Source organism: Mesorhizobium sp. B4-1-4 (genome assembly GCF_006439395.2).
Lineage (GTDB): Bacteria > Pseudomonadota > Alphaproteobacteria > Rhizobiales > Rhizobiaceae > Mesorhizobium.
Window position 1 is genome coordinate 1,798,421 of sequence record NZ_CP083950.1, and the last position, 26,862, is coordinate 1,825,282.

Genomic DNA, 26,862 nt, shown 5'->3' on the forward strand with positions numbered 1-26,862 from the left:
CTGAAGCGGGGTTGGGTTGCGCGGACTTTCGCGCGTCGCGGGTTCATGTACCATAGGGCGTCAGGGGTGCAAGGGGCAGACCCGATGGCTGGACGAGGCCGGGGCTCGGATCGGGGCGAGGACGCTGTTGCCGGCGTCAGCGAACGGTCATTGTTTGCAACGCGTCCGGCTATCCCGTTGCCATCGCCGACATCCCTTGTGCCGGCGCCCGGCACCCGGCAGCCGCAGGCGGATATCCCTGCGCCAAGTCCACCGCCTGCCGCAGGCAGGATTGCGCGCGTACGCCGGCAATTCGGCCTGACATCATTGCCTCGCCTGCGCCATGGCGTGGCCAAGGCGGCGGAACTGGAACTTGACCGGGGCATCGCCTTTCTGCTGGTGCCGGTCTGTCTGGCCGCCGGAGTGATCGGCTACTATTCGCTGGCGGCGGAGCCTGATTTTGCCAAGCCTGTAGCGGTCGTCGTGCTGACGGCGCTCTGTGCGCTTGCCTCGCGTTCCTGGCCAAAAACCCATCTGTGTTTCACGGCGATGCTGCTGTGCGCGCTGGGCCTGCTCGCGGCGAAGGTCGAAACATGGCGAGCCGGAACACGCATGCTGGGCTCTGAGATTTCGACTGAGGTGACGGGCCGCGTCGTCTCGCTCGACCGGATGGAGACCGGCCGCATCCGGCTGACCATTGACGTGACGTCCACCGCCCGGCCGAAACTGCGCTATGCGCCGGAAAGGGTCCGGCTTTCGGCACGCAAGATACCGCGGGAATTGGCCGCCGGCTCGTTGATATCAGGCTATGCCAAACTCTTGCCGCCGACCGGTCCGGTGCGGCCGGACAGCTATGATTTCTCCTTCGACAGCTACTTCGCCGGCATCGGCGGCAGCGGGTTTTTTCTCGGCAATCCCAGGATTGTCACAGCCGAGGACGACATGCCTCTTTTGGCTCGCCTGTCCGCTGCGGTGGAAAATGCCCGCCAATCCATCGCCGGCCGCATCACGGGCATCGTCGGCGGCGCCGAAGGCGAGATCGCCGCGGCACTGATCGTCGGCGTGCGCGCCGGCATTCCCGACGAAATCAACGAGGCGATGCGGCGCACCGGCATCTATCACATCATCTCCATTTCCGGACTGCATATGGCGCTGGTCGCGGGCACCGTCATGGGTCTGCTGCGCGGCGCCTTCGCGCTGTTTCCAGATTTTTCCGCACGAAGGCCGGTGAAGAAATACGCGGCCGCCGCAGCGCTCTTCTCGATCGCTGCCTATCTCGTCATTTCGGGCATCGTCGTTGCCGCCGAACGCAGCTTCATCATGCTGGCGGTGATGCTGATCGCGGTTCTGTTCGATCGCGCGGCACTGACCATGCGCAACCTGGCGATCTCGGCGATCGCCGTCATACTGGTCTCGCCGCATGAGGTGGTCGGACCGAGCTTCCAGATGTCGTTCGCCGCGACCGCCGCCCTGGTTGGCGCCTATGCCGGTTGGGCGGATTATCGTGCGCGAAAAACGAGGCCGCCATCGCCGAAGCTATCCCTGCCAGGGCTTCTGACGCAAAAATTCCTGCTGACGACGGGTGGATTGGCTATGACCTCCATCATCGCCGGCAGCGCTACGGCGCCGTTTGCCATTTGGCATTTCCAGCGTGTATCGCCGCTCAGCTTGTTCGCCAATCTGGCCGTCATGCCGATCGTTTCGGTCGTGATGTTCCTGGCCGTCGCCAGCGCGTTGCTCATGCCGTTCGGCTTGGATGTGCCATCCCTTTACCTGATGGGCAAGGGCCTGACGGCAATGATCGCCATATCGGCGTGGATATCGGAACGCTCTCCTGTCGATGCGGTCGGGCTGATTTCCCAGCAATCCGTGCTGCTGGTGACGGTCGCCCTGGTCATCGCGACGATGGCGACGACATGGCTGCGGCTCGCCGCACTCCCATTCGCACTTGCCGGCCTGTTGACTGTGTCGGATACGCGCACGCCCGATGTGCTGATCTCGGAAGATGCCCGACTGGTCGCGGTGCCGATCGGCGGTGGCGAACTCGCGGTCAGCCGGGCACGCCCGAACGAATTCACCGTCGACAACTGGAAACGTGCATTGGTATCCGAAAGCATCGTCGTGCCAGAGGTGTTCAACAAGACAGACGGGCAGTTCACCATCGCCGATGCCGTAAACCTGCCGCCGGGAGCACCGTTCTACTGCACCGACGGCGTCTGCCTCGCCAGGCACCCGTCCGGAGCGATCGTCGCGCATGTCGAAGACCGCAAGGATACCTGGAAGGCCTGCGGTTTCGCCGACGTGATCGTCGTCAACGACGCGACCGGCTATGACGCCTGCCATAACCCGCTGGTTCTCGTCGTCACCAAACGGCAACTCGCTCGCAAAGGGAGTGCTGCGGTCTTCTTCGACCGCCAATCGGCGACTGGCCCACCAATCGTCAGCTTCGCCGTCGACAGGCCATACCGTCCCTGGCATGAACAGCGCAAATTCTCGCGCGAGGCGAGGGGCCTGCCGCCCTATAAAAAGCCTGACAATACAAGCGCGCCAGTGCCTGCTCAGTAGCGCCTGATCAGCCCGACGAGTTTGCCTTGCACCTTGACCCTGTCCGGCCCGAAAATGCGGGTCTCGTAGGCCGGGTTGGCGGCTTCAAGGGCAATCGAAGCTCCCTTGCGGCGGAACCGTTTCAGGGTCGCTTCCTCTTCGTCGACCAGCGCCACGACGATCTCGCCCGGGCTCGCTGTATCGGCGTTGCGGATGATGACCGTGTCGCCATCGAAGATCCCGGCCTCGATCATCGAGTCCCCCTTGACCTCCAGCGCATAGTGCTCGCCCCCCATGATCATGTCAGGCGGCACCGAGATCGAATGCGTCTGGTGCTGGATGGCATCGATCGGCACACCGGCGGCGATACGGCCCATCACCGGGATCGAGACCGCGGGAATCGCATCGTCGTCATTGCCGGCCGCGGGCAAGCGCGACGGCGCCGGCTTGATCTGACGACCAAGGTTGCCCTGACCGAGGCTGCCCTGGATGACACTTGGCGAAAATTTCTTTGCCGCATTGAGGCCCGGCGCGATCGAATCCGGCAACCTGAGCACTTCCAGTGCGCGCGCCCGATTGGGCAGTCTCCGAATAAAGCCACGTTCCTCCAGCGCCGTGATCAGGCGGTGGATCCCCGACTTGGAGGCAAGATCAAGAGCCTCTTTCATCTCGTCGAAGGAGGGCGGGATGCCGCTTTCCTTGAGCCGTTCATGAATGAACATCAGCAGTTCATGTTGCTTGCGCGTCAGCATGGCGGCCCCCAAGGCATTGAACGAAGGGTCTGAATCGGAATCGAAAAACAAACCCAGAACAAACACTATCTGTTCCAGTTGTGTTCCGCAACCGTTTAAAGTTTAGTGAATTTGTTAAGGGGTTCGAAATTTTTGCCGCCGGCAACAAACGGCAACCGACGCTTACCGACGATTTCTGCCCCGGACACACGCATTGAAATCGTTTTGGTTAATGGCCTGTGGCCCACCCCTTGTTGAGGTTTGGCTTCATCGTTTGAAAGGCGCACGGGGCGATTTATGGAGTCGCCCAGTGTCATCCCAGCGGAACGAAACGAAACCAAAACGCCAACGTTCGCCAGCTCGCTTGGGGATGGATCCGTGTGTAAGCGTCGGACTGCGCGGAAGCGCCGAAATCATCCGGAAACCGCTTTCAGGCTGCCGGCGCGTGCGGTGTAGTTGTTGGCGCTGCTGTCTTCGCTGTGAAATAGACGTGCAGCGTGTAGCCGATATGCGCCGTCATCAATGCCTTTGCCCGCTCGACATCACGATCGAGCGCCGCCTCCATGATCGCGGTGTGATGCTCGATCGCGATCGCCTCGCGCAGTGCGTCCATGGCCTCTCCATAGCCATGCTTGAGGCCGGCCGCTGCCCGCAAAGTCGGCGCCAGGCCGAGAAAACGATGATGTCGCCGCAGCTGATCCGCGATCGTCGAGCGGAATCGCAGCAGCCAGTTGGACGTCGCAGCACTCAGCAGCGCCGCGTGAAAGGCCTCGTGGCTTTCGTCCCACTGATCGACGGCCGCATCCGAGGGGTCGTCAACCGCGGTCTTGCAGCGAGAGAGCCGGTAATGAGCGGTGACAACGGCATCTTCCCATTGCCTGTCGCCTTTTTCCATCGATTCCAGGAACAGGGGCATCTCGACAACCATCCGCGCGCGCGCCAGGTCCTCGAGTTCGGCCCGCGACACGGGAGCGACGGCAAAGCCGCGATTGCTGATGGCAGTGACAAGGCGCTCGGCTTCAAGCCGAGACAATGCTTCACGCAGCGGCGTCCAGCCGACGCCATATGTGCCGCGCAGCGCACTCAACTTGAGCGGCGCACCCGGCATGAGGCGCGTCGTCAGAATATCGCGCCGCAGCAGCTGATAGGCCGCCTCCGTCTTTGTGGAACTATTCTGATCCTGCATCGCAGTCCGTCCATCGTCAGGCTTGGAAAATTATATATCATGGCGGTGCATGGCAAGAATTATATATAATGTTTGACATGGACCGGCGGACTGACCATGATCGCCTGATGTGCCGTCTTTAAGCGGCGCTAATCAAATCTGGGAGGAAATGATGTTGAAGTCGAAATGGCTGTCAGGATTGGCCCTGGCAGGCGCCTTGATGGTCAGCGCCGGCAGCGCCGCGGCCGATCAGATTCGTATCGGCATAGCCAATTTCGGAGAGCATCCTCAGTTGAATGCCGCCATAGCCGGTTTCAAGAAGGCGCTGACGGACAATGGCTTTGTCGAGGGCAAGGACGTCGTCTACACCGAGAGCCATACCAATTTCGACGCATCGCTTGTGCCGCAGATGATCGCCAAGCTGCAGGCGGAGCAGCCCAAGCTGATTTACACCATCACCACGCCAGTCTCGCAGATCGCCAAGAAGGCGCTCGCAGGGTCCGGCATTCCGATCGTCTTTGCCGCGGTCACCGATCCGGTCGCGGCCAAGCTGGTGCCGTCATGGGACTCCGGAGACGAAGGCATGACCGGCGCCAGCGATCTGCAGGATGTCGCCGCGGTGATGGCCTTCACCAAGAAGCTGCTGCCGAACGCCAAGCGCTTTGGCGTGCCCTACAATCCAGGCGAGGCCAATGACGTCGCCCTGATCGAAAAGATCAAGGCGGCGGCACCCACGGCCGGCTTCGAGGTCGTGGAGGTCGGCATCGACAACGTCAATGACATCCAGCAACGCATCGCTTCGCTTGCCGGCAAGGCCGACGTGATCTACGGCCCGGCTTCGAACCTGATCCAGCCGGCGATTGCCGCTGTCTCCGCAGCCGCTCGCCAGGCCGGTATCCCGGTCGTCAACTCCGATGACAGCGCGGTCCGCAACGGCACCGTACCGGCAAGCTTCGCGGTCAACTACACGCAGGTCGGCGTCAATGCCGGCAACATCGCCGCCGAAATCCTTAAGGGCAAGGATCCGAAGACGATCGCGCCGTCGCGTCCGGCTTACAAGGACCACATGGCAACGATCTCCCGCAAGGCGATGGCCGCGTTCGGCATCGAGATACCCGCTTCGATGGCCGATTGCGGGTGCATCGTCGACTGACGTTGGGCTGCAGCGGTGACGGCGTCGGCGCCGTCACCCTTCAGTTGTGGGAGGAACGATGCTCGAGATCCGATCCGCGCGCAAAGTGTTCTACAAGGGCCAGGCCGACGAGAAGGTCGCGCTGGACGGTCTCAACCTGTCGTTGGCCACGGGCGAGTTCGGTATCGTCATCGGCTCCAATGGGGCCGGCAAGAGCAGTATGCTCAACGCCATTTCCGGAGCTCTCATCCTCGATTCCGGCAGGATCCTGATCAACGGCACCGATGTGACAAACATGCCGGTGCACAAGCGCGCGGCAAAATTGGCGCGCGTCTTCCAGGATCCGATGCGCGGCACAGCCGCCAGCATGACCGTGGCGGAGAACATGTTGTTGGCTGACCTTCGCGGCCACAAACGCGGCTTGCGGCAAGGGCTGAACGCCACCCGGCTTGCGTCCTACAAGGAGCGCTTGTCCATACTGGGTCTCGGCCTTGAAAACCGCCTGGACACACGAGTCGACCTGCTTTCGGGCGGGCAGAGGCAGTCGCTGTCGCTGATCATGGCGGTTGGCGGATCGCCGGACCTGCTGCTGCTCGACGAGCATACGGCAGCGCTCGACCCGCGCACGGCCGATATCGTCATGCAGGCGACGGTGCGCGCCGTCAATGCGCTAAAACTGGCCACGCTGATGGTGACCCACAATATGCAACATGCCGTCGACCATGGCAGCCGGGTGATCATGCTCGACGCGGGCCGGGTCCTGCTGGAGGTCACCGGCGAGGAGAAGGCAAGGGCGACGGTTGTCGATCTGATCGGTCATTTTTCCGTCAAGACCGACCGCATGTTGCTGGCGAGCTGACCACCATGGGCTTTATTCAGGACGTTCTGACCAGCTTCGTCGCGATCATTCCGGTCACCCTGGCGCAAAGCCTGATCCTGGCCTTTGTCGTGCTCGGGATCATGATCCCGTTTCGCATGCTGAATTTTCCCGATCTCACCAGCGAAGGCGCCTTTCCTCTGGGCGGCTGTGTCTGCGGCGTGCTGCTGGCTGCCGGCGCATCGCCGCTGACGGCCATCGTGGTCGCCTTCGTGGCGGGCCTCGCGGCAGGCTGCTGCACCGCCTTCATCCATCTGCGCTTCCGCATCCATACGCTTCTTGCGGGTATTCTGATGATGACGATGCTCTACAGCATCAACCTGCGCATCATGGGCAAGTCCAATCTCTCCGTCTTCGGCTCACCCACTGTGTTCGACTGGGTGCCGTTCGCGCGGCCTGGTTTTCCGGTCAGCAAGATCGTTGTTGCCGGCCTTCTCGCGCTCCTCGTCTTCCTGGCGCTCTACATGTTCTTCAGGACCGAGAAGGGGACCGCGGTGCGTGCGGTGGGCGCCAACCCGGACATGGCCGAGGCTCAAGGCATCAATGTCTGGGCGGCGACCATAGGCGGTGTCGGGCTGGCGAGCGCGTTTTCGGCGTCAAGCGGCGCGCTGATGGTGCAGTCGCAGGGATTTGCCGACGTCAATATGGGACTGGGGATTCTCATCAACGGGCTTGCCGCGCTGATGATCGGCGAGGCGGTTATCGGCAAGCAGACGGTCTGGCGTCAGCTGCTGGCGCCTTTCGCCGGCGCGATCATCTACTACCAGTTGGTGTCGTTCTGCCTCGCCGCCGGCATGCCGCCGCCTGACCTGAAGCTTGCCACCGGCTTGTTCGTGCTCGCCATGCTGGCCTTGCCCAGCCTCAAGCGCAGCCGGGGATCCGCGCCGGCTCGCGAAGCCATTCGTGAATAAATTAGAGCGTGAACAAACCAGGGAATGTCTGAAATCATGCGTGCAATGCTCGATCTCGCAGCAGTCGAAGCCATGGATGCGGCGGATCCGCTGCGTGCCATGCGCGACCGGTTCATTTTGCCGGACGGGGTTATCTATCTCGACGGCAATTCGCTCGGCGCGGCGGCCCCCGCCGTCTTCAACGAGCTGCAGAAGGCCGCGACCCAGGAATGGGCGCAGGATCTGATCCGTGCCTGGAACACCGCCGGCTGGTTCGAAATGCCGGTCGCCCTTGGCGACCAGCTCGGACGCCTGATCGGCGCCGCGGCCGGCCAGACGGTGGTCTGCGATACGACCTCGATCAACATCTACAAGGTGCTGCATGCCGCGCTTGGCATGCGGCCGGACCGGTCGGTCATCGTCGCCGAAGGCGACAGTTTCCCAACCGACCTCTATATGGCCGAAGGTGTCGCATCGACACGGCCGGGTACGGTGCTGCGGCTCGAAGGGGTCGACGCGCCTGATATCGAGGACCTGATCGACGAACGCGTCGCCGTCATCCTGGTCAACCACGTCAATTACAAATCCGGGCAGTTGCGTGACATGGCCGCGCTGACGCGCAAGGCCCATCAGGCTGGCGCGCTGATCGTCTGGGATCTCTGCCACACAGCCGGGGCCTTACCGGTCGAACTCGACAGCGCGAACGCTGATTTCGCCATCGGCTGTACCTATAAATATCTCAATGGCGGTCCGGGCGCGCCGGCCTTCATCTACGCCGCAAAACGTCATCACGGCGATGTCCGGCAGCCGCTGAGCGGCTGGTGGGGGCATGCAAGGCCTTTCGCCTTCGAACAAGGGTATGAGGTCGGCACCGGCATCCGCCGGTTCTTGTGTGGTACGCAGCCTGTGCTTTCGATGCGGGCGCTGAAGGGGGCACTGGATCTTTGGGACGACGTCGACATGGCGGTGGTGCGCAAAAAGAGCATCGCGCTGACCGACCTGTTCATTGAGCTCGTCGAGACCAGGTGCGGCGCCTACGGCCTTGAGCTCGAAAGCCCGCGAGACGGCAACGCGCGCGGCAGCCAGGTGTCGTTCATCCACCCGCAAGGCTATCAGGTAATGCGGGCCTTGATCGAGCGCGGCGTGATTGGCGATTTCCGCGCGCCGTCGACGATCCGCTTCGGCTTCACGCCGCTCTATGTCGGCTACAGGGACGTTTGGCAGGCGGTGGAGGTGCTGGAAGACATCCTGCGCACCGGCGCCTGGCAGGAAGCGCGTTTCGCCGTCAAGACAGCCGTGACTTGAGTGGCTGTTGCCCGAAAGCGTTCAGCGGGCGACGACATTTACGAAGCAAAGGCGCTCGTCAGAGCCGGGTGCGGACGGTCCAGAGTTCCGGAAACAGGACGACCTCGAGCATTTTCTTAAGATAGGAGGCGCCTGACGTGCCGCCGGTGCCGCGCTTCATGCCGATGATACGTTCGACTGTGGTGACGTGGTTGAAGCGCCAGCGACGGAAATAGTCTTCGAAGTCGACCAGTTTCTCGGCCAGTTCATAGAACATCCAGTAGCGCTGCGGATCGCGGTAGACGGTCTGCCAGGCGACGAGGACTTCTTCGTTCTCGGTGCGGGTTTCACGCCAATTCGTGCGCCTGGCATCGGCACCAATGTCGAACCCGTTGCGCGCCAGAAGCAGCAGCGCTTCGTCGTAGAGTGATGGCTCGGCCAGGATCGCCTCCAGCTTTTGGCTGAGGTCCGGGCGGTGTTTGTGCGGGCCGAGCATTGCGAGGTTGCGGTTGCCGGCCATGAACTCGATGGCGCGGTATTGCCAGGACTGGAAGCCCGAGGATTGGCCGAGCGCATCGCGGAACTCGGTGTATTCGCTGGGCGTCATCGTGCGCAGCACGTCCCAGGCATTGTTCAACTGCTCGAAAATGCGCGCGACGCGCGACAGCATCTTGAAGCTCGGCTCAAGCCGGTCGGCACGGATGGAACGGATGGCGGCGCCGATCTCATGCAAAGCGAGCTTCATCCAGAGTTCCGAGGTCTGGTGCTGGATGATGAACAGCATCTCGTCATGCGCTGACGACAGCGGTGCCTGCGCGTCGAGGACTTTTTCCAGATGCAGATAGTCGCTGTAGGACATGCGCTCCTTGAACGACATCTGTGCGCCTTCGGACGCCGGATCGTAGGGCTCGCTCAATTGATTTTCTCCATGCGCAACCGGAAGCGCTGGATCTTGCCGGTCTGGGTCTTGGGCAGGGCGGCGATGAATTTCACCGAGCGCGGATATTTGTAGGGGGCGATGGTTGCCTTGACGTGGTCCTGCAGGCGCTTGATGGTCAATGCATCGGGCGCAACGCCTTGCACCAGCACGACATGCGCCTCGACGATCTGGCCGCGTTCTGGATCCTCGGCGCCGATCACTGCACATTCGGCGACATCGGGATGCGCCAGCAGCGCCGCCTCGACCTCGGGCCCGGCGATGTTGTAGCCGGCGCTGACGATCATATCGTCGGAGCGCGCGGCGAAGTGGAAGAAGCCGTCCTCGTCCTGCGTGAAGGTGTCGCCGGTCAGGTTCCAGCCGTCGCGAACGTAGTCCTTCTGCCTGTCATCGGCCATGTAGCGGCAGCCGGTCGGTCCACGCACCGCCAACCGCCCGGGTTCGCCACGCGGCACGTCTCGCATCTCGTCGTCGACAATGCGCGCTTCGTAGCCGACCACCGGCTTGCCTGTCGACGCGGGCTTCATGTCGTCAAAGCGATTGGAGATGAAGATGTGCAGCATTTCGGTGGCACCGATGCCGTCGAGGATCGGCTTGCCGGTTTTTTTCGTCCACTCTTCGAAGACCGGGGCCGGCAATGTCTCGCCGGCCGAAACGGCGACGCGCAGCGATGACAGGTCGGCGCCTTCATCCATCGCCTTCAGCATTGCGCGGTAGGCGGTCGGCGCGGTGAAGGAAATGGTCGCTTTGTAGGTCTCGATGATGTGGATCATGTTGGGCGGCGTCGCCTGTTCCAGCAGCGTCGCCGCGGCACCGAAGCGCAGGGGAAAGATGGCGAGCCCGCCAAGGCCAAAGGTGAAAGCGAGGGGCGGCGAGCCGACGAAGATGTCGTCCGGCGTTACCTGCAGGACCTCGCGGGCATAGGCGTCGGCGATGATCAGAAGGTCGCGGTGGAAATGCATCGTCGCCTTTGGCACGCCCGTGGTGCCCGAGGTGAAGCCAAGCAGCGCGACGTCGTCGCGGCCGGTATTGACAGCAGTGAAGGTGACAGGCTTGTCGAGGGCAGCGCGATCGAGTTCGGCATCATGGTTGGCGGTGCCGTCGAAGCCGATGACCTGTTTCAAGAACGTGCTGTCCTTGGCGCAGGCGGTCATCTCGTCCATCAGCCTGGTATCGCAAAGCGCGATGGTGATCTCCGCCTTGTCGACGATCTTGGTGAGTTCGCCGGCGCGCAGCATCGGCATGGTGTTGACGACCACGGCGCCGACCTTGGTGGCGGCCAGCCAGCAGGCGACCATTGCGGGGTTGTTGGCGGAGCGGATCAGCACCCGGTTGCCTGGCTTGACGCCGTAATTCTCGACCAGCGCATGGGCGAGTCTGTTCGTCCAGTCGGACAATTCCTTGTAGGTGCGGCGGCGACCATTGCCGATCAGCGCGGTGTGGTCACCGAGACCTCTTTCGACCAGCCTGTCGGTCAATTCGACGCCGGCGTTGAGATGTTCGGGATAGTCGAAGCCGTCGAGCAGGAAGTCCGGCCATTGATCCGGCGGCGGCAGATGATCACGTGTGAACGTATCGATATGCGCTGAAGGCCCAAGCATCTCGCCGCTATCCTGTTTGCTGCCTGGCCGGTGCGCGCGGGCACCTGGCGAGGTGGTGGATATGAAGTTCCCGTCTTTCGCGAGAGGGCTTCGTGCAGCCAGCTACACCTGTTCGGCGACGCCACCTGAAGGTGGACATCTGTAGGTTTGGACAGCACAGCAGACCTCCCATTGTCGGCTGTTCGTCCGGCAGGATCGCACCAGTCGGAATTTGTTTCAAGCCTAAAATGTTTTGTCTCGCATTGACGTGAGGCCTAAGAAACGATGGGAAAATCAAGAAAAGTGTCTTGCCGGGTCGCGAGGGCGGCGCATAAATCACTGGGCTTTGCGATGTCAGTGAGCCGACGGTCCATATCGTCGCCGAACAGAGCCTGGAGAGCCACCATGCCCCACGACCTTAATGGGCTGATGAAATTCCTCGACCGCGACGAGTGGCGCGGCTGCTTCGAAGAAGTGTTCGACGAACACTTCGGCCCGGTGCTGGAGGTCGGCGATGCGGAGTTTGAAGATCTTGCCGAAGTCATCGGCGACGACTGGGCTATGATACTGTGGGGCTGCGCCTTTGAGGATTTTCTGACGCAGGACTTCGATGTTGAAGGGGGCAACATCGTCGACGAGTATCTCAAGCGCCGCGGCTGGAAGGAGGGCGCTCGGACAAAGACCTACATGAAGGCGTTGCGGACCTCGATCATGAGTCTTTACGAGGTGAGCGACATCGTGCCGGGAAAATCGCTTGTGGCGCGCGACCTAATTCGCGGCGGCGATCCAATCGTCGTCAGTGAAGGCACGGCTACCAAAGCGCTAAAACAGTGGGACAGGATCGCCGCCCGCATCGTGCCTGTTATGGGCAAGAACATCTTAGCCGGTGGACTTTTGTCCTTCACACCGCGGGCCACGGAAATGCTGCTCGACGGACTGCAGCGCACCTTCGGGAAAAGGGCGCGAAGAAACTCCCCGCGATCAGGAGCGAAGATCTACAGGAGGTCGCCGCCATATTCACCTTGTCGTGGCTGTTCGACACGCTCGATCGGGCCATGAACAGGCCTTCGGTTCAAAACTCGGATGGCGACGACATCATGTTTCACGATGTCCAGTTTCCACTGGCACCCGGCGCAACCCAGAAAGACATCGCCGCGCGGTTGAATGCCATTCAGGGAATGGCACAGGAAAACCCGAAATTCTGGAACTGGCTAGAAGACGAGCCGACTGGCCGAGGGAAAAAGAAGCAAGGCGGCTCGCCTTCTCTTGGTACCACCATGGACACTGGTTTGCGTGTTCTGGGCAATGTCGAGTTGAAGGGACGCTTCCTGCATCTTTCAACCAATTCCTCCATCGTCACCGTCGACCAGATGATCGCCGAGCGACGGACCCACGGTCGCAAGAAGGCTTCATCGAGCATTCCTTCGGAAATGGCCGAAGAAGTCGTCCACGAGTTCATGGACCGCCAATATCGTGAAACCCTCGATCAGCCGGTCAGTATGCTTGGCAATAAGACCCCACGCCAGGCCGCCAAAACACCGATGGGCCGCCAAAAGGTGGCCGAGTGGCTCAAATACCTCGAAAACCAGACGGCAAAGCGGCCGGATCCAACGGATCCCATGGCTACCTACAGCTTCCAATGGATGTGGCGGGAACTCGGCGTCCACGATCTACGTCAATAATCGCGCCGCACATCCTGTCCAGTGCTGGGTCGGGAACACCCTGCCGGTTTTTAGCTGCTGAAAGATGCCGATCTTGGGGAGGACACGAATGCTCGACCATCGCATTGCCGATTGGGACAATGCCTACGCCAACGGCGCGAACATTGCCGGCAGCGATCGCTGGCCGGCCGCCTGGGCGGAACCCGCGCAAGCGTTTCGTGACGCGATGTCGGCGCAAGGCCGCGCAAGGTTCGACATCGCCTATGGCGACCGACCGCGCAATCGGTTCGATCTTTTCCTTCCCGAGGCCGCTCCCAAGGGGCTCGTCGTGTTCATCCATGGCGGTTACTGGCTGGAGTCCGACAAGAGCACCTGGTCGCACCTCGCCAAGGGCGCGGTCAGCAGCGGCTTCGCCGTGGCGATGCCATCCTATACGCTGTGCCCGGACATACGCATCGCCGGCATCGTCGGCGAAATCGGTGCGGCAATCGGCAAAGCGGCGGCGATGGTCGAGGGGCCTCTGATGCTGTCCGGACATTCGGCCGGCGGGCATCTCGCCAGCCGCATGGTGACCACGACCACGCCTCTGGCCGCCGATGTGGCAAAGCGCGTCCGCCATGTGGTTTCGGTCTCGGGGCTTCATGATTTGCGTCCGCTGATGCGCACCGGCATGAACGCGGCTTTGGCAATCGACGAGGCCGAAGCCCTGGCCGAGAGCCCGGCACTGCTGCGTCCCATGGATGGTGTTCGCATCACCTGTTGGGCCGGCGGCGGCGAGCGTTCCGAATTCCTGCGCCAGAACGCGTTGCTAGCCAACATCTGGACTGGGCTCGGCGCCACCACAAGCGCCGCGGTCGAACCCGACCGGCATCATTACGACATTGTCGACGGCCTCGCGGATCCGGCGCATCCGCTGACGCGCGCCTTGACCTCGCAATAACCGAGATCATTTTCCATCTTGTTATCAGATATCTATATGGCGGCTCTTCAGCGCAGCATCAGCACGCTGCAAGATTGTCCGGCAGCTGACGCAGGGGTAAACGGGGATCGCACGATCAGCCCATTGGCGTCAGCCAGCATCCTCAGCATCGAGGAGTCCTGGATGCTGAACGGCGTCGCCACCAGCCCGCCATCGTCCTCCCTGACCACCGCCCGAACGTAATCCTGGCGCAGATCATTGGCCGCCATTGCGGCGCCCAGCCGCGCCTGGCGTATGTCCTGACGATAGTCACGGCCGCCAAGCCTTGCCAGCAGCGGCTTCAGGAACAATTGCGAGCAGACCAGGCTTGCCACGGGGTTGCCGGGAAGGCCGACGCATCTTATCCCGCCGAGACGCCCGAACATCAGCGGCTTGCCGGGACGCATGGCGATCTTCCAGAAGCCGAGCGTCATGCCTTCGCCCGTCAACACGTCATGGATCAGGTCGTGGTCGCCAACCGAGGCGCCGCCGAGAGTGACGATGACATCCGCGCCGGCCCCGACCGCTTTCCTGACCAGCGCGGCGATTGCGTCCTGGCGGTCGGCGGCAATGCCAAAATCGAGCGCGCGGGCGCCGACAGACTGAGCGGTGGCGGCGACGCCATAGGCGTTGGACGAGATGATCTGGTCCGGCCCGGGTTCGCTGCCGGGCGGCAACAACTCGTCCCCGGTGGCGATGATGGCGACCAGCGGCCGTTTCACCACGCTCACTCGGGGATGATTGGCCGATGCTGCCAGGGAAAGGGCTGCCGGATCCAGCATCCGTCCCTTCTCCAGCAGGACGTCGCCCCTGGAAAAGTCGAGGCCGATGCGGCGGATGTTGCGCCACTCGGCGGTGGGTTCGATCACTTCGATATCGCCACCGCCAATATCGCGGACATTCTCCTGAATGACGATGGTGTCGGCGCCGTCAGGCAGCGGCGCCCCTGTGAAGATGCGCACCGCCTGCGCCTTGCCGACCGTGCCGTCGAAGCCACGTCCGGCCGGCGCCATCCCGATTACCGAGAGTTTCGACGGTACGGAGGCTACATCTTCGGCACGGACGGCATAGCCGTCCATCGCTGAAGCGTTGAAGGGCGGCTGGGTGCGCAGCGCCACGACCGGTTCCGCCAGCACGCGATCAGCCGCTTCGATCAGAGGCACGCTTTCACCGGCCAGCGGCACAGCGCCGTCCAGCAGGCGTTCCAGCGCCTCCACCACCGGAAGCAGCGCCATCAGGCACCTACCTTGTAGTCGCCCGACTTGCCGCCGGTCTTTTCGACCAGCCGGATGCCGGAGATGACCATTGCACGGTCCACCGCCTTGGCCATGTCATAAATGGTCAGGCAGGCCACAGATGCGGCGGTCAATGCTTCCATCTCGACGCCGGTCTTGCCGGTGACGCGCGCCAATGCGGTGACTTTGAGGCCTGGCAGCGCGTGGTCCGGCTCAATGTCCACGGAAACCTTGGTCAACAGCAGCGGATGGCAGAGCGGGATCAGCTCATGTGTCTTTTTCGCCGCCATGATGCCGGCGATGCGCGCGGTGCCGAGCACATCGCCTTTCTTGGCGTCGCCAGCGAGGATGGTCTTCAGCGTTTCGGGCTGCATCGAGACGAAACCCTCGGCGATCGCCGTGCGCGTCGTCTCGTCCTTGTCGCCGACATCGACCATGTTGGCCTCGCCATGCGCGCCGAGATGGGTGAGGGCAGGTGCCATCGTCAGACGGCCTCGGCCGACGCCTTGCCCGTCAACAGCAGGCGCGTCGCCATGGCGACGTCCTGTTGGCGCATCAGGCTCTCACCGACGAGGAAGGTGCCGATGCCACTCTTCTGCATCCTGAGGCAATCATCATGGGTGAAGATCCCGCTTTCGCTGACCAGCAGGCGATCGGCAGGCACCATCGCGGCCAGCCGCTCCGAGGTTTCAAGGCTGGTCTCGAATGTTCTGAGATTGCGGTTGTTGATACCGATCAGCCGCGAAGACAGCTTTACCGCGCGCTCCGTCTCCGCCTCGTCATGCACCTCGATCAGCGCATCCATGCCGAGTTCGAACGCCGTCGCTTCAAGCTCGCTCGCCAGGGCATCGTCGACGCTGGCCATGATGATCAGGATGGCATCAGCGCCCCAGGCGCGGGCCTCAAAGACCTGATAGGGATCGAACAGGAAATCCTTGCGCAGTGCGGGCAGGGCGACTGCTGCTCTTGCCCTGGTGAGGAATTCCGGCGCGCCCTGGAAGGACGGCGCATCGGTCAACACCGAAAGACAGGCGGCACCGCCCTTCTCATAAGCCTTTGCCAATGCCGGTGGATCGAAATCGGCACGGATCAGCCCTTTGGAGGGGCTCGCTTTCTTGATTTCGGCGATCAGCGCGAAACCGCTCGATCCGCGCTTCGCCTCGAGAGCCGCAAGGAAGCCGCGTGGCGCATCCGTGTCCTTCGCCCGCGCCTTGATCTCGGTCAGCGGCAGGCGCGCCTTGGCGGCGGCGATCTCGTCGCGCTTGTAGGCCTCGATCTTGCGCAGAATGTCAGACACGGTTCACCCGTTCGAAATTTCGACCAAATGGTCGAGCACCTGCAGCGCCCGGCCGCTGTCGATGGCCTGCGCGGCCATCGCGATGCCGTCGCCAAGCGTCGTCGCCTTGCCGGCGATCACCAGTCCGGCGCCGGCATTCATCAACACCGTGTCGCGGTAGGCGCCGGCAGCGCCGCCCAGCATATCGCGCAATGCCTTGGCATTGTAGGCGGCATCACCGCCGCGCAGCTCGTCCTTGGCATGGCGCTTCAGCCCAACCTCTTCCGGGGTCAGTGTGAAGCTGCGGATCTCGCCGCCAACCAGTTCGGCGACCTGGGTCTCGCCGGTTGTGGTGATCTCGTCATAGCCATCGCCATGCGCCACCCAGGCATGCTCGGTGCCCAGCGCCTTCAGCGTCTCGGCCACCGGCATGATCCATTCCGGCAGGAATACGCCGACCATCTGGCGCTTGACGCCCGCCGGATTGGAAAGCGGGCCGAGCAGGTTGAAGATGGTGCGGGTGCCAAGCTCGACGCGGGTCGGGCCAACATGCTTCATCGCCGGATGGTGCGCGGGCGCGAACATGAAGCCGACGCCCGCCTCATGGATGCAGCGGCCGATGAACTCGGGCGAGAGATCGATCTTGACCCCGAGCGCGATCAGGACATCGGCCGCGCCGGTAAGCGACGACAGGCCGCGATTGCCGTGCTTGGCGACGGGAACGCCGCTGGCGGCGATGACGAACGCCGAGCCCGTTGAAATGTTGACGCTGTGGGAATTGTCGCCGCCGGTGCCGACGATATCGATCGCGCCGGCGGGTGCCTCAACGCGGAGCATCTTGGCGCGCATCGTGGCGACAGCGCCCGAGATTTCGCTCACCGTTTCACCGCGCACGCGCAGCGCCATCAGGAAGCCGCCGATCTGCCCGGGGGTCGCGTCGCCCGACATGATGATGTCGAAGGCCTCACGCGCTTCCTCGAAGGAAAGCGCGGTGCCGGCCGCGACCTTGGCGATATGGGTTTTCAGCGCGCTCATCTTGTCGAGGCTTGGGCAACGGCGGCCTGGTCGACGCGGACGCCGTACTGCGTCTGCAGCTGCGCCACCAACTGGTCGAGTAGATCGTCCGACATGCCGGAGGTGAAAGATTTTTGCGCATCCTCCGGCACCGAACTGGCATCGGCCCCGGCGGGTTCGAACACTTCGGCGACCTTGAACAGGATTTGTCCATCGCCGGTGGGCGAGGGGATCAATCCGGTGCCACCTTCGCCGACGCCGAACATGACGGCGGCGCCCTCCTTGCCGAAATCGGCATCGTCGGCTTCGCGCTTCAGGCCGCGCTTGGTCTGCTTTTCCAGCTTGAGGTCACCGGCGACCACGTCGAGCGTCGCGCCGGCCTTGAGCCGCTTTTCGAGTTCATCCGCCTTGGCGGCGAGCCGCTTGGTCGTCTCCGCCGCCGTCCAGTCGGCGACGACCTTCTGGCGGACCTCATCCAATGTGCGGTCGCGGGCCGGCGTGATCGAACCAACCTCATAGAAGATGAAGCCGTTATCCGCCGTGGTCAGCGCTTCGTTTTCGGTGTTGGGTTCCGCGTCAAAGACCGCCTTGATCAGTGCCGGCGATTCCGGCAAGTCCTTGACGATGGAGCCATCCGGCCTGAGGCCATTGCGATCGATGGCGTCGATGGTGACATCCTTCAGTTTCAGCTTTGCGGCCGCAGCCGCCAGCGAACTGCCGGACGCGCGGGTGTCTTCATAGTTGTCGTGCACATCCAAAAGAATGCGGCTTGCCTCACCCAGCGCCAGGTCCTTGCGGATCTGGTCCGACACTTCGGCCAGTGGCTTCACCACCTCGGGCTTGATCTCCGTGACGCGCAACAGCACTGGACCGAAGGCACCCTGGACGACCTGGCTGACTTCGTTGGCGTTGAGCGCGAAGGCGGCATCGGCAACCGCCTTGTCGGCGATCTTATCCTTGGCGAGTGTGCCAAGCAGCGTGTCGGCGGGGGTCTTGCCTTCGGCGGTCACCAGCTTTTCGAAAGTGGCGCCTGCCTTGAGCGAATCGAGCGCCGCTTTGGCAGCGTCCGGTGTCTTGAACACAAGCTGCTCGATGGTGCGCATTTCGGGCGTGGTGTAGCGCGCCTTGTTCTTGTTGTAGTCGTCGCTCACCTGTTGGTCGGTGACCGCGGTCGGATCCATGATGTCCGCCGGCTCGAGCCGGACATAGGAGAATTTGCGGTATTCGGGTGCGGCGTAGGTTTTCTTGTTGGCCTCGAAATAGGCCTGAAGCACGCTATCGCTCGGCGTCTCGATCGGTTGGACGAGTGTCTTCGGCAATGTCAGGTAATCGACGGTGCGGTCCTCGCCGCGGTAGAGTGCCACCGCCTTGAGGAAAGTGTCCGGCGCCTTGAGGCCGTCCGAGACCGCTTCGACGATCTGCTGACGCACCGCGACCTGGGCGCGGTTCTTCAGATAGTCCTCGGGCCGCATCCCGACCTCGCGCAGCAGGTACTCGAACGTCCTCCTGTCGAACTGGCCGCTCGGGCCCTTGAACGCAGGGTCTTCGCGCGTCAGCTCGGCCAGCCTGTCCTTGGACAAGCCCAGACCCAGCTTGCGCGCCTGTTCGTCGAGAACGGCACCGGAAACCAGCTGCGACAGCACCGTGTTGTCGATGCCAAGCGCCTTTGCCTGTTCGTGGGTGAGGCGCTGGCCGAACTGCTGCGACATGACGGCGAGCTGGCGATCATAAGCAAGGCGATATTCGTTGATGGACACCTTGGTGCCACCCGCCGTTATGACCGAATCGTGGCCCGCAAAGCCGCCCATCAGCCGCCCGGAAATGCCCCAGGCGGCGAAACTCACCACCAGCAGCGAAAGCAGTGACTTCGCGACCCAGGTACCCGCCGCGCTTCTCAATGTACCAAGCATGGTTACTTCCGATTTATGCGCATTTTCGGATGCGCCGAGTCTGAAACAAGCGCAATAGCGCCCTTCCGGCCCACTGTCGATTGCTTTGTGGCTTGATTTTGGTAGTGAGGGCCAGAGCCCGATATCGCCCCGGAGAAGCAGACCATGACACCAGGAATTCGCCCGCTCGTCGCCGGCAACTGGAAAATGAACGGCACCAGCGCCTCGCTGAACGAACTCAGGATGATCGGCAATGGGTTCATGAGCGGGCTCGACGCGGAAACCGAGGCACTGATCTGCGTTCCCGCGACGCTGCTTTCCCATGCCGCGGAGATTCTGTCGCGCACGCCGGTCCATGCCGGTGGTGAGGATTGCCACCCCAAGGAAAGCGGCGCCTACACCGGCTGCATCTCGGCGGAGATGCTGAAGGATGCGGGCGCGAGCCATGTCATCGTCGGCCATTCCGAGCGCCGCGAGCAATGCGGCGAGGACGATGCGACTGTCCAGGCCAAGGCCGCCGCCGCATGGCGTGCCGGACTCGTGGCGATCGTTTGCGTCGGCGAGACGCGGCAGGAGCGCGAGGCCGGAGCCGCGCTGGAGGTGCTGTCGCGCCAGGTCGCCGGCTCGGTGCCGCCAAGCGCCACGCCATCCAACACCGTCATTGCTTATGAGCCGGTATGGGCGATCGGCACCGGCCTGACGCCAACCGCGGCCGACGTGGCCGAAGCGCATGCGCATATCCGCGAAAGGCTGTCGGAAAAACTCGGCGCCGCCGCTGCCAGGATACGCATTCTTTATGGCGGCTCGGTCAAGCCGTCGAATGCCGTGGAGTTGCTTGGCGTCCGGAATGTCGATGGCGCGCTGGTTGGCGGCGCCAGCCTGAAAGCTGCCGATTTCCTCGGTATCGCGGAAGCGTATCGCAGCATTTCAGGATGAATCCACGACGATGGACGGGTCGCGGCGCGTCCAAATTCGTTGCAAAGGACGCGTTGCTTCCCATATTCCGGCCACGGGCTTGGAAATGCCGTGAAAGCATTGTATTGAGCCGCCTCCAATTCACCGGTCGTGTCCGCGGCCGGGCAGGGCCTTGCCAGGATAAACTATGCAAACCGTACTGATCGTCATCCATCTCATGGTCGTGCTCGCCCTTGTCGGCGTGGTGCTGCTGCAACGCTCTGAAGGCGGCGGCCTTGGTATTGGTGGCGGATCGGGCTTCATGACGGCGCGCGGTGCCGCCAATGCGTTGACACGAGCGACGGCGATCCTGGCGGCCGCTTTCTTTGTGACGTCGCTGACATTGTCGATCATTGCCCGCTATGGCGAGAAGCCGATCGACATTCTCGATCGGGCTCCCGCGACCTCGGACAGCGCCGGCAAGGGCGTGCTCAACCAATTGCCCGGCACGACGACCCCGGCGCCCGCCGGCACTGCCACGCCGACGCCGCCATCCGGCAATGACGCCGCCACGAAGCCTCCGGCAACAACACCGGCCACCGCGCCCGCCGCCGGCTCGACGTCGCCGGCGACGAACGGCGCCACCAACACCGCGCCGGCGGCACCGCAGGTCCCGAACCAGTAGCCTTCACTTCTCCCAAACCGCGACCTGTTGTCGTTTGAACACAGTCGCGGCAAATGCTGCGCGATCACGAAGATTCGACGCGCAGCAGCGAGGTCTCGCGCTTGAGACCGCCGAGCTTATTCGACTATAGATTGCACGCGGCATTTTCGGTGTCCTTGGGGGACGCCGGGCGACGCCGTGGGCAACAAGCATTGAACGATCGGATCTTCGCCATGCAGCTTCGCAGCTTCATTCTCCTGGGACTTTGCGCCGTACTTGGCCTCAGTTCCCCGGCCTTCGCCGGCGTACCGGCCAATCTGGCCGCCAATCAGTCGGTCGAGAAAACCGACGCCATCAACGTCGCAGTCAAGAGCGATGCGGCGCAGTTGAGGCTTCTCAAGAAGAAGAAAAACCCGACGCCGGCCGATCTCGCCCAGATCGACAAGATCGAGGCCAAGATCGCCGCCGACAAGGAAGATGCCAAGGCCAAGGCGCTGGAAGCCAGGAAGCTGGCGATGCGCGAGGCGGCAAAAGCAAAGGCCGAGGCGGAACGGCAGGCCTTCCTGGCCAACAAGGGCAAGAGTGCCCCGGCGACCGACGTGGCCGAGGCCAAGCCCGCCAAGAAGACTACCAAGATCATCGAACCGGTGACGTCGATCGAGCCGATCCAGTCGGCCGAACCGATACCAGCCGAGGTGATGAACGTCGCGCTGACCGGCAACAATGGCGAGCTGCGCAGCGAGACGCCCGGCCAGAAGCAGAACACTGGCGGTGGCGGCCTGTTCGCAGGCCTGTTCGGCGGCACCTCTTCCGGATCGTCGATAAGCTATCTGCCCGAGACGCGCGCGCTTGACTCGGCCCTTGCCAAGCGAGACGCCAAGAAGCCGTTCAAGGTGAAACCGGAATTCGTGCCGCAGGACGTGGAGTTCACCGGTTACGAAGCAGGCACCATCGTCATCGACACCAGCGCCCGCCGTCTCTATCTCGTCGAATCGTCGTCCACCGCCCGTCGCTATGCGATCGCGGTCGGCCGCGAAGGCCTGCAGTTCAAGGGCACCGTCGCGGTCGGCGACAAGCAGGAATGGCCGCGCTGGATCCCGACGCTCGACATGCAAAAGCGCGAGCCCCAGCATTACGGCCAGTACAAGGACGGCATGCCTGGAGGCGGCCAGAACCCGCTCGGCGCACGCGCCATCTACCTCTATGACGGCAAGAAGGACACGCATCTGCGTATCCATGGCACCATCGCGCCGCAGTCGATCGGAACCAGCGCCTCCAATGGCTGCTTCCGGATGATGAACGAGCACGTCATGGACCTCTACAGCCGCGTCAGGATCGGTACCAAAGTCGTCATCATCTGACGCCTCCACCAACATCCCGAAAGGGCCGGCTCAGCCGGCCCTTTTGTTTTGCCTCGTCTCCGGCGCCTTCTTGAGAAAAATCCTTCGCGGCGGTTTTTTCTCTGGCGGAATCAATCAGGCCGCGTTAAGCGATGAATCCCATGGCGCGATATGTATTCATCACAGGCGGCGTGGTTTCCTCACTTGGAAAAGGCATAGCCGCAGCGGCCCTTGGGGCTCTCCTGCAGGCGCGAGGCTATCGCGCACGCATCAAAAAACTCGACCCTTACCTCAATGTCGACCCCGGCACGATGTCGCCGTATCAGCATGGCGAGGTGTTCGTCACCGATGACGGCGCCGAGACCGATCTCGATCTTGGCCACTACGAGCGCTTCACCGGCCGCTCGGCCAATCAACAGGACAACATCACCACCGGCCGCATCTACAAGAACATCATCGAGCGCGAGCGGCGCGGCGACTATCTCGGCGCCACGGTGCAGGTCATTCCGCACGTTACCGACGAGATCAAGAATTTCGTCCTCAACGGCAATGACGACTATGATTTCGTGCTGTGCGAGATCGGCGGCACGGTCGGCGACATCGAGGCGATGCCTTTCCTCGAGGCCATCCGCCAGCTCGGCAACGATCTGCCGCGCAACAACGCCGTCTATGTGCATCTGACATTGATGCCCTACATCCCGACGGCCGGCGAGCTGAAAACCAAGCCGACTCAGCATTCAGTCAAGGAATTGCGCGGTATCGGCATCGCGCCCGATATTCTATTGGTGCGCGCAGACCGCGCCATCCCCAAGGAAGAGCGCAGAAAGCTCTCGCTGTTCTGTAACGTCCGGGAAAGCGCGGTCATCCAGGCGCTAGACGTGCCGCACATCTACGACGTGCCGATGGCCTACCACAAGGAAGGGCTTGATTCGGAAGTGCTGGCGGCCTTCGGTATCGACCCGGCGCCGAAGCCGCGCATGGAGCCCTGGCAGAAAGTGTCGGATCGGATCCACAATCCGGAAGGCGAGGTGACCATCGCCATCGTCGGCAAATATACCGGCCTCAAGGATGCCTACAAATCGCTGATCGAGGCACTTTCGCATGGCGGGCTGGCCAATCATGTCAAGGTCAAGCTCGACTGGATCGAATCGGAGATCTTCGAAAAGGAGGATCCGACGCCGTGGCTGGAAAAGGTGCACGGTATCCTGGTTCCCGGCGGCTTTGGCGAACGTGGCTCCGAAGGCAAGGTCCTGGCGGCGAAGTTCGCGCGCGAGCGCAAGGTGCCGTATTTCGGCATCTGCTTCGGCATGCAGATGGCTTGCATCGAGGCGGCTCGCTCGCTGGCCGGCGTCGAAGACGCGTCCTCGACCGAATTCGGCCCGACCAAGGAGCCGGTCGTCGGGCTGATGACCGAATGGCTGAAGGGCAACATGCTGGAGAAGCGGCGGGAAACCGGCGATCTCGGTGGCACGATGCGGCTCGGCGCCTATCAGGCCGATCTCGCCAAGGGATCCAAGATTGCCGATATCTATGGCGACACGCAGATTTCCGAGCGCCACCGTCACCGCTACGAGGTCAACATCGACTACAAGCAGCGGCTCGAGGATTGCGGCCTGGTGTTTGCCGGCATGTCGCCCGACGGCGTGTTGCCGGAAACGGTCGAATACCCTGACCATCCCTGGTTCATCGGCGTGCAGTATCACCCCGAGTTGAAGAGCCGGCCACTCGATCCGCACCCGCTGTTCGCCAGCTTCATCGAGGCGGCGGTGGAACAGTCACGCCTGGTTTGAGCGATAGGCCGGAGGATCTGGCCATGCAAACTTATGTCGCGCTGCTCTACAGCATTGGCCTCGGCGAGGGGCGGCGCCTTGTCATGTCCGATCTAAGGGCAATGGCGGAGGACCTGGGCCTCAAGAATGCCCGGACGCTGATTGCGACCGGCAATCTGGTCTTCGAAGCGCGGGCATACAAGATTTCCAGTTTAGAGCAGCGGCTGGAAACAGCCTTCGAAAAGACCTTTGGCCGCCATGTCGATATCATCGTGCGCGGCGCGAAGGACTGGCTAAAGCTTGCTGCCGGCAATCCATTCGCCGATCAGTCCGTAGATGCTGGCGACCAGGTGGCGGTGCGGGTGATGCGGGAGCCGGTGCCGCCGGACGCTGCCGCGGCGCTGCAGGCCTATGCCGCCGCAGATGAGAAGGTGCTCTATGTCGGCGGCGACATCTGGGTGGTCTTTTCGCGCGAGCGACCAAGCTCGCGGCTGCTTGCGGCGACCAACCACAAGCGTCTCGGCATAGGCACGTCGCGCAACTGGAACACGGTGTGCAAGCTGGCCGAGATGGTCGCAGATAAGGGAGTAGGGCAGTAAGGCAGTAAGGCAATAAGGCAATAAGGCAATAAGGGGTAGGGACGGTACTGCCCTACTGCCTCATTCCCCTATTCAAGCTTTCGCCATTCTGGCCCCCGCACCCACTGCGGCGGTGCGCAGCACATAATAGATGATGCCGGCGATGGCGACGCCGAAGAACCAGCCATAGACGCCCCACCAGGACGGAAGCCAATTGGTGAAATTCGGCAGGATCGACGAGAAGACCGCGCCGATGCCGGCGGCGATGAAGGCATTGACGTGCCATCCACCTTGGAAGCGGAACTCGCCGTCCTCGCGATAAAGCGCCTCGACATCGACCTCGCCCTTCCGGATGAGGTAGTAGTCGACCATCATGACGCCGAAGATCGGCCCCATCGTCGCGCCGATGATGTTGACGAAGGACGCGGCGCTGCCTTCCCACGGGGCGAAGGGATAGAGCACAAGCGCGATGATAGCCGCGATGTAGCCGCCCTTCTTGAAATCGATCCGACGTGGGAAGACGTTGGAGAAGTCGAATGCCGGCGAGACGAAGTTCGCCACGACGTTGATGCCGAGCGTCGCGACGGCGAAGGTCAAGGCGGCGAGCGCGGCCAGGAACCAGCTGTCGAACTTGGCCGAGATCTGGTCAGGGTGCAGCAGCACTTCATGATAGACGTCATAGGCGGCGATGGTGGTGACGCCGGCGACCAGCGAGAACAGGATCAGGTTGATCGGCAGGCCCCAGATGTTGCCCTTGCGCAGTGACGCCTTGTCCGGCGCGTAGCGGGCGAAATCGCAGAAGTTGAGATAGAGCGCCGAGAAATAGGTCACCCAGATGGCGGCCACCGCGAACAGCGAGGTCCATGAACCCGGTTCGCCCGGCACGCCCGCGTCCTTGGTCTTTTCCTTCAGCACGTCCATCGGGATGTCGCTGGTGAAAGCGAAGGTACCGGATTTGACGCAGAGATAGACTGCCAGGATCAGCATCATCACCCAGACGGCAGGCCCAGCCCAGTCCTGGAAGCGGCGCACCGTTTCCATGCCCTTCTGGATGATCAGCAGTTGCAGCGCCCAGATGACCACGAAGCAGATCACCTCCAGGCCTGAATGGCCGAGGAAATGCGTACTGGCGTTGAAATCGGCGAACCATTGCGAGCGGATCAGCAGGGCGACGATCGCGCCGGAGGCGGCCGCCGTTTGCGCGCCGTACCAGAAGCAGGCGACGATAGCGCGTACCAGCGCCGGTATGTTGGCGCCCCAGATACCGAAGGAAGCGCGGGCAAGAACGGGGTAGGGCACGCCCGTCTTCACGCCCGCATAGCCGACCATGTTCATCAGCGCGTAGATGATCAGCGAGCCGATGCCGATTGCGATAATGAAGTTGACGAAGCCGCCGCAGAACAGAAACAGGCTGGCGGCGAGATAGTAGCCCCAGAGGCTATGAACGTCCGACGTCCAGACGTTGAAGATCGAAAACGGTCCCCAATTGCGGATTTTCGCGGGAGCTAGATCCTCGTTGTATAGGTCAGGCGATGCACCTTGTATTGTCATTGCAACGTCCCCTTTTGCCAAAACGCGCCCTCACGCGTTGACCGCAGAGATTAAGCCTGACGTCAGGGAACCGGCAAGCAGTCCATTTGTCGGCTTTGGCCTTAAAGATATTCAATGCGAACCGCGATTATCGTGGGACCGCAATGGTGGGCCGCTGCCGAATCCCCGGTCGGGTGATTCGAATTTCGGTAACGGCGATGCTGTCCAGGCGATGCCCGATCGCAGCGGGAGCACTGCCGTTCGGGCGGCTGGAGGTAAAGGAATATCGGCCCGGCCACAAAGTGGCTTGTCATATCCCGACGATGTAGCCAGCTTCTTCGGTGGCCGCTTTCGACCGGCGGATTTTTTTAAAGATTTTACCTTCTGCGTGGAACCAACCGCCAGATGCCGCGTTTCATTGGGTTCGATCGCGCGCAATGCGATCGACCGGGAGGAAACTATGGACTACCTGCATTTCTTTTCGCCCGTGCGGATATCGCGCGGGCAGGGACACCCTGTAGAAGAAGTAGATAGTGTCGCCGAAGCGATGGTTTTCCTGCGCAAATGGCCAGCGGGAAGGCGTGGGCCTGTGTATCAGTGTGCGCTGAACTGCTGCTCGGCTGCCCTGTCGGGCCAGATGTCGGCCGAAGAAGCAAGGAAAGCGTTCACTGGCTTTGCCCGGATCACGCGGCTTCTCCATGATGACATGGCGATGCCGATAGGCAGCGACAGTATGGCAAGCGTACACGCGCTACGGCGCTAGGTGCCCGCGCCCCTTTGCTCCTGGTGGGTCGCGCCCGTTGCGGGCGCGACGTTGCCGCGTTTGACCCTCAGGGCAGGTCGGCGGGTGCCGAGCCACTTGACCGGGAGTTAATCGGGCCTGCTAACCAGAGCCGGCATATGCGGTGGCAGCATCGCTCCGGTGCCTGCCAATC

At 62.5% G+C, this 26,862-nt stretch carries 22 protein-coding genes and 1 pseudogene; 13 read left to right on the forward strand and 10 right to left on the reverse strand.

The window, feature by feature from the left end; genetic code table 11:
- Window positions 1–84 precede the first annotated feature (84 nt).
- Window positions 85–2,544 carry a ComEC/Rec2 family competence protein gene (locus FJW03_RS08655; RefSeq protein WP_140760157.1) on the forward strand — a complete coding sequence of 820 codons (2,460 nt, stop codon included), beginning with the start codon at window positions 85–87 and terminating at the stop codon, window positions 2,542–2,544.
- Here FJW03_RS08655 and lexA read toward each other — a convergent pair.
- On the reverse strand, window positions 2,538–3,275 hold the full coding sequence (gene lexA / locus FJW03_RS08660) for a transcriptional repressor LexA (protein ID WP_140760160.1): 738 nt from the start codon (window positions 3,273–3,275) through the stop codon (window positions 2,538–2,540). The genes FJW03_RS08655 and lexA overlap by 7 nt on opposite strands.
- Window positions 3,276–3,684: 409 nt before the next feature.
- The gene (locus tag FJW03_RS08665) at window positions 3,685–4,440 is read right to left on the reverse strand and encodes a GntR family transcriptional regulator (RefSeq protein ID WP_140760163.1); all 756 of its coding nucleotides are present in this window, start codon (window positions 4,438–4,440) and stop codon (window positions 3,685–3,687) included.
- Between the two features lie 151 nt (window positions 4,441–4,591).
- On the opposite strand from FJW03_RS08665, the gene FJW03_RS08670 reads away from it, so the two are divergent.
- From FJW03_RS08670 to kynU, 4 genes are read left to right on the forward strand one after another with little or no spacing between them, the layout of a single operon-like run.
- The gene (locus FJW03_RS08670; RefSeq protein WP_140760166.1) at window positions 4,592–5,572 is read left to right on the forward strand and encodes an ABC transporter substrate-binding protein; all 981 of its coding nucleotides are present in this window, start codon (window positions 4,592–4,594) and stop codon (window positions 5,570–5,572) included.
- A gap of 58 nt (window positions 5,573–5,630) precedes the next feature.
- Complete coding sequence (locus FJW03_RS08675) at window positions 5,631–6,410, forward strand: ABC transporter ATP-binding protein (RefSeq protein WP_140760168.1); 780 nt, start codon at window positions 5,631–5,633, stop codon at window positions 6,408–6,410.
- A gap of 5 nt (window positions 6,411–6,415) precedes the next feature.
- Window positions 6,416–7,339 carry an ABC transporter permease gene (locus FJW03_RS08680; protein WP_140760171.1) on the forward strand — a complete coding sequence of 308 codons (924 nt, stop codon included), beginning with the start codon at window positions 6,416–6,418 and terminating at the stop codon, window positions 7,337–7,339.
- Between the two features lie 36 nt (window positions 7,340–7,375).
- Window positions 7,376–8,623: a kynureninase gene (gene kynU, locus FJW03_RS08685; RefSeq protein ID WP_140760173.1), complete on the forward strand. Its 1,248-nt coding sequence runs from the start codon at window positions 7,376–7,378 to the stop codon at window positions 8,621–8,623.
- 58 nt (window positions 8,624–8,681) lie between these two features.
- Here kynU and kynA read toward each other — a convergent pair whose 3' ends face one another.
- Together kynA and FJW03_RS08695 are read right to left on the reverse strand one after the other, a co-directional pair.
- Entirely contained in the window at window positions 8,682–9,518 is an 837-nt protein-coding gene (gene kynA, locus FJW03_RS08690; RefSeq protein WP_140606969.1) for a tryptophan 2,3-dioxygenase, read from the reverse strand.
- Window positions 9,515–11,140 carry an AMP-binding protein gene (locus FJW03_RS08695; protein WP_140760175.1) on the reverse strand — a complete coding sequence of 542 codons (1,626 nt, stop codon included), beginning with the start codon at window positions 11,138–11,140 and terminating at the stop codon, window positions 9,515–9,517. The genes kynA and FJW03_RS08695 overlap by 4 nt, the downstream gene beginning before the upstream one ends.
- 384 nt (window positions 11,141–11,524) lie before the next feature.
- On the opposite strand from FJW03_RS08695, the pseudogene FJW03_RS30325 reads away from it, so the two are divergent.
- Window positions 11,525–12,801, forward strand: a pseudogene (locus FJW03_RS30325) (hypothetical protein).
- Between the two features lie 88 nt (window positions 12,802–12,889).
- On the forward strand, window positions 12,890–13,720 hold the full coding sequence (locus FJW03_RS08705; RefSeq protein WP_140760178.1) for an alpha/beta hydrolase: 831 nt from the start codon (window positions 12,890–12,892) through the stop codon (window positions 13,718–13,720).
- Between the two features lie 47 nt (window positions 13,721–13,767).
- Here the strand turns inward: FJW03_RS08705 and glp are convergent, their stop codons facing one another.
- From glp to FJW03_RS08730, 5 genes are read right to left on the reverse strand one after another with little or no spacing between them, the layout of a single operon-like run.
- Window positions 13,768–14,973: a gephyrin-like molybdotransferase Glp gene (gene glp / locus FJW03_RS08710; protein WP_140760181.1), complete on the reverse strand. Its 1,206-nt coding sequence runs from the start codon at window positions 14,971–14,973 to the stop codon at window positions 13,768–13,770.
- Window positions 14,973–15,455: a cyclic pyranopterin monophosphate synthase MoaC gene (gene moaC / locus FJW03_RS08715; protein ID WP_140760183.1), complete on the reverse strand. Its 483-nt coding sequence runs from the start codon at window positions 15,453–15,455 to the stop codon at window positions 14,973–14,975. The genes glp and moaC overlap by 1 nt, the downstream gene beginning before the upstream one ends.
- Window positions 15,456–15,457: 2 nt before the next feature.
- Window positions 15,458–16,270 (reverse strand): indole-3-glycerol phosphate synthase TrpC, encoded by an 813-nt coding sequence (trpC, locus tag FJW03_RS08720; RefSeq protein ID WP_140760185.1) that lies wholly within the window; start codon window positions 16,268–16,270, stop codon window positions 15,458–15,460.
- 3 nt (window positions 16,271–16,273) lie between these two features.
- Window positions 16,274–17,284: an anthranilate phosphoribosyltransferase gene (gene trpD, locus FJW03_RS08725; protein ID WP_140760187.1), complete on the reverse strand. Its 1,011-nt coding sequence runs from the start codon at window positions 17,282–17,284 to the stop codon at window positions 16,274–16,276.
- A complete protein-coding gene (locus tag FJW03_RS08730) occupies window positions 17,281–19,173 on the reverse strand; it encodes a SurA N-terminal domain-containing protein (protein ID WP_140760189.1) in 1,893 nt (630 codons plus the stop codon). Before FJW03_RS08730 ends, trpD begins: the two co-directional genes overlap by 4 nt.
- A gap of 144 nt (window positions 19,174–19,317) precedes the next feature.
- Between FJW03_RS08730 and tpiA the strand changes: the two genes are divergently transcribed.
- From tpiA to FJW03_RS08755, 5 genes are all read left to right on the forward strand, one after another.
- Entirely contained in the window at window positions 19,318–20,088 is a 771-nt protein-coding gene (gene tpiA, locus FJW03_RS08735) for a triose-phosphate isomerase (RefSeq protein ID WP_140760192.1), read from the forward strand.
- A gap of 166 nt (window positions 20,089–20,254) precedes the next feature.
- Window positions 20,255–20,731 (forward strand): preprotein translocase subunit SecG, encoded by a 477-nt coding sequence (secG, locus tag FJW03_RS08740; RefSeq protein WP_140606959.1) that lies wholly within the window; start codon window positions 20,255–20,257, stop codon window positions 20,729–20,731.
- 212 nt (window positions 20,732–20,943) lie between these two features.
- Complete coding sequence (locus tag FJW03_RS08745) at window positions 20,944–22,071, forward strand: L,D-transpeptidase (RefSeq protein WP_140760194.1); 1,128 nt, start codon at window positions 20,944–20,946, stop codon at window positions 22,069–22,071.
- 131 nt (window positions 22,072–22,202) lie between these two features.
- Window positions 22,203–23,840, forward strand: a complete 1,638-nt coding sequence (locus tag FJW03_RS08750) for a CTP synthase (protein WP_140692829.1) — start codon at window positions 22,203–22,205, stop codon at window positions 23,838–23,840.
- A 23-nt stretch (window positions 23,841–23,863) separates the two neighbouring features.
- Window positions 23,864–24,418 (forward strand): DUF1697 domain-containing protein, encoded by a 555-nt coding sequence (locus FJW03_RS08755; RefSeq protein ID WP_140760196.1) that lies wholly within the window; start codon window positions 23,864–23,866, stop codon window positions 24,416–24,418.
- A gap of 72 nt (window positions 24,419–24,490) precedes the next feature.
- Here the strand turns inward: FJW03_RS08755 and FJW03_RS08760 are convergent, their stop codons facing one another.
- Complete coding sequence (locus FJW03_RS08760) at window positions 24,491–25,948, reverse strand: NCS1 family nucleobase:cation symporter-1 (RefSeq protein ID WP_140606956.1); 1,458 nt, start codon at window positions 25,946–25,948, stop codon at window positions 24,491–24,493.
- A 37-nt stretch (window positions 25,949–25,985) separates the two neighbouring features.
- Here FJW03_RS08760 and FJW03_RS30330 point away from each other — a divergent pair, with 37 nt between their 5' ends.
- Complete coding sequence (locus tag FJW03_RS30330) at window positions 25,986–26,690, forward strand: DUF982 domain-containing protein (RefSeq protein WP_226890619.1); 705 nt, start codon at window positions 25,986–25,988, stop codon at window positions 26,688–26,690.
- The last annotated feature ends 172 nt before the right edge of the window (window positions 26,691–26,862 follow it).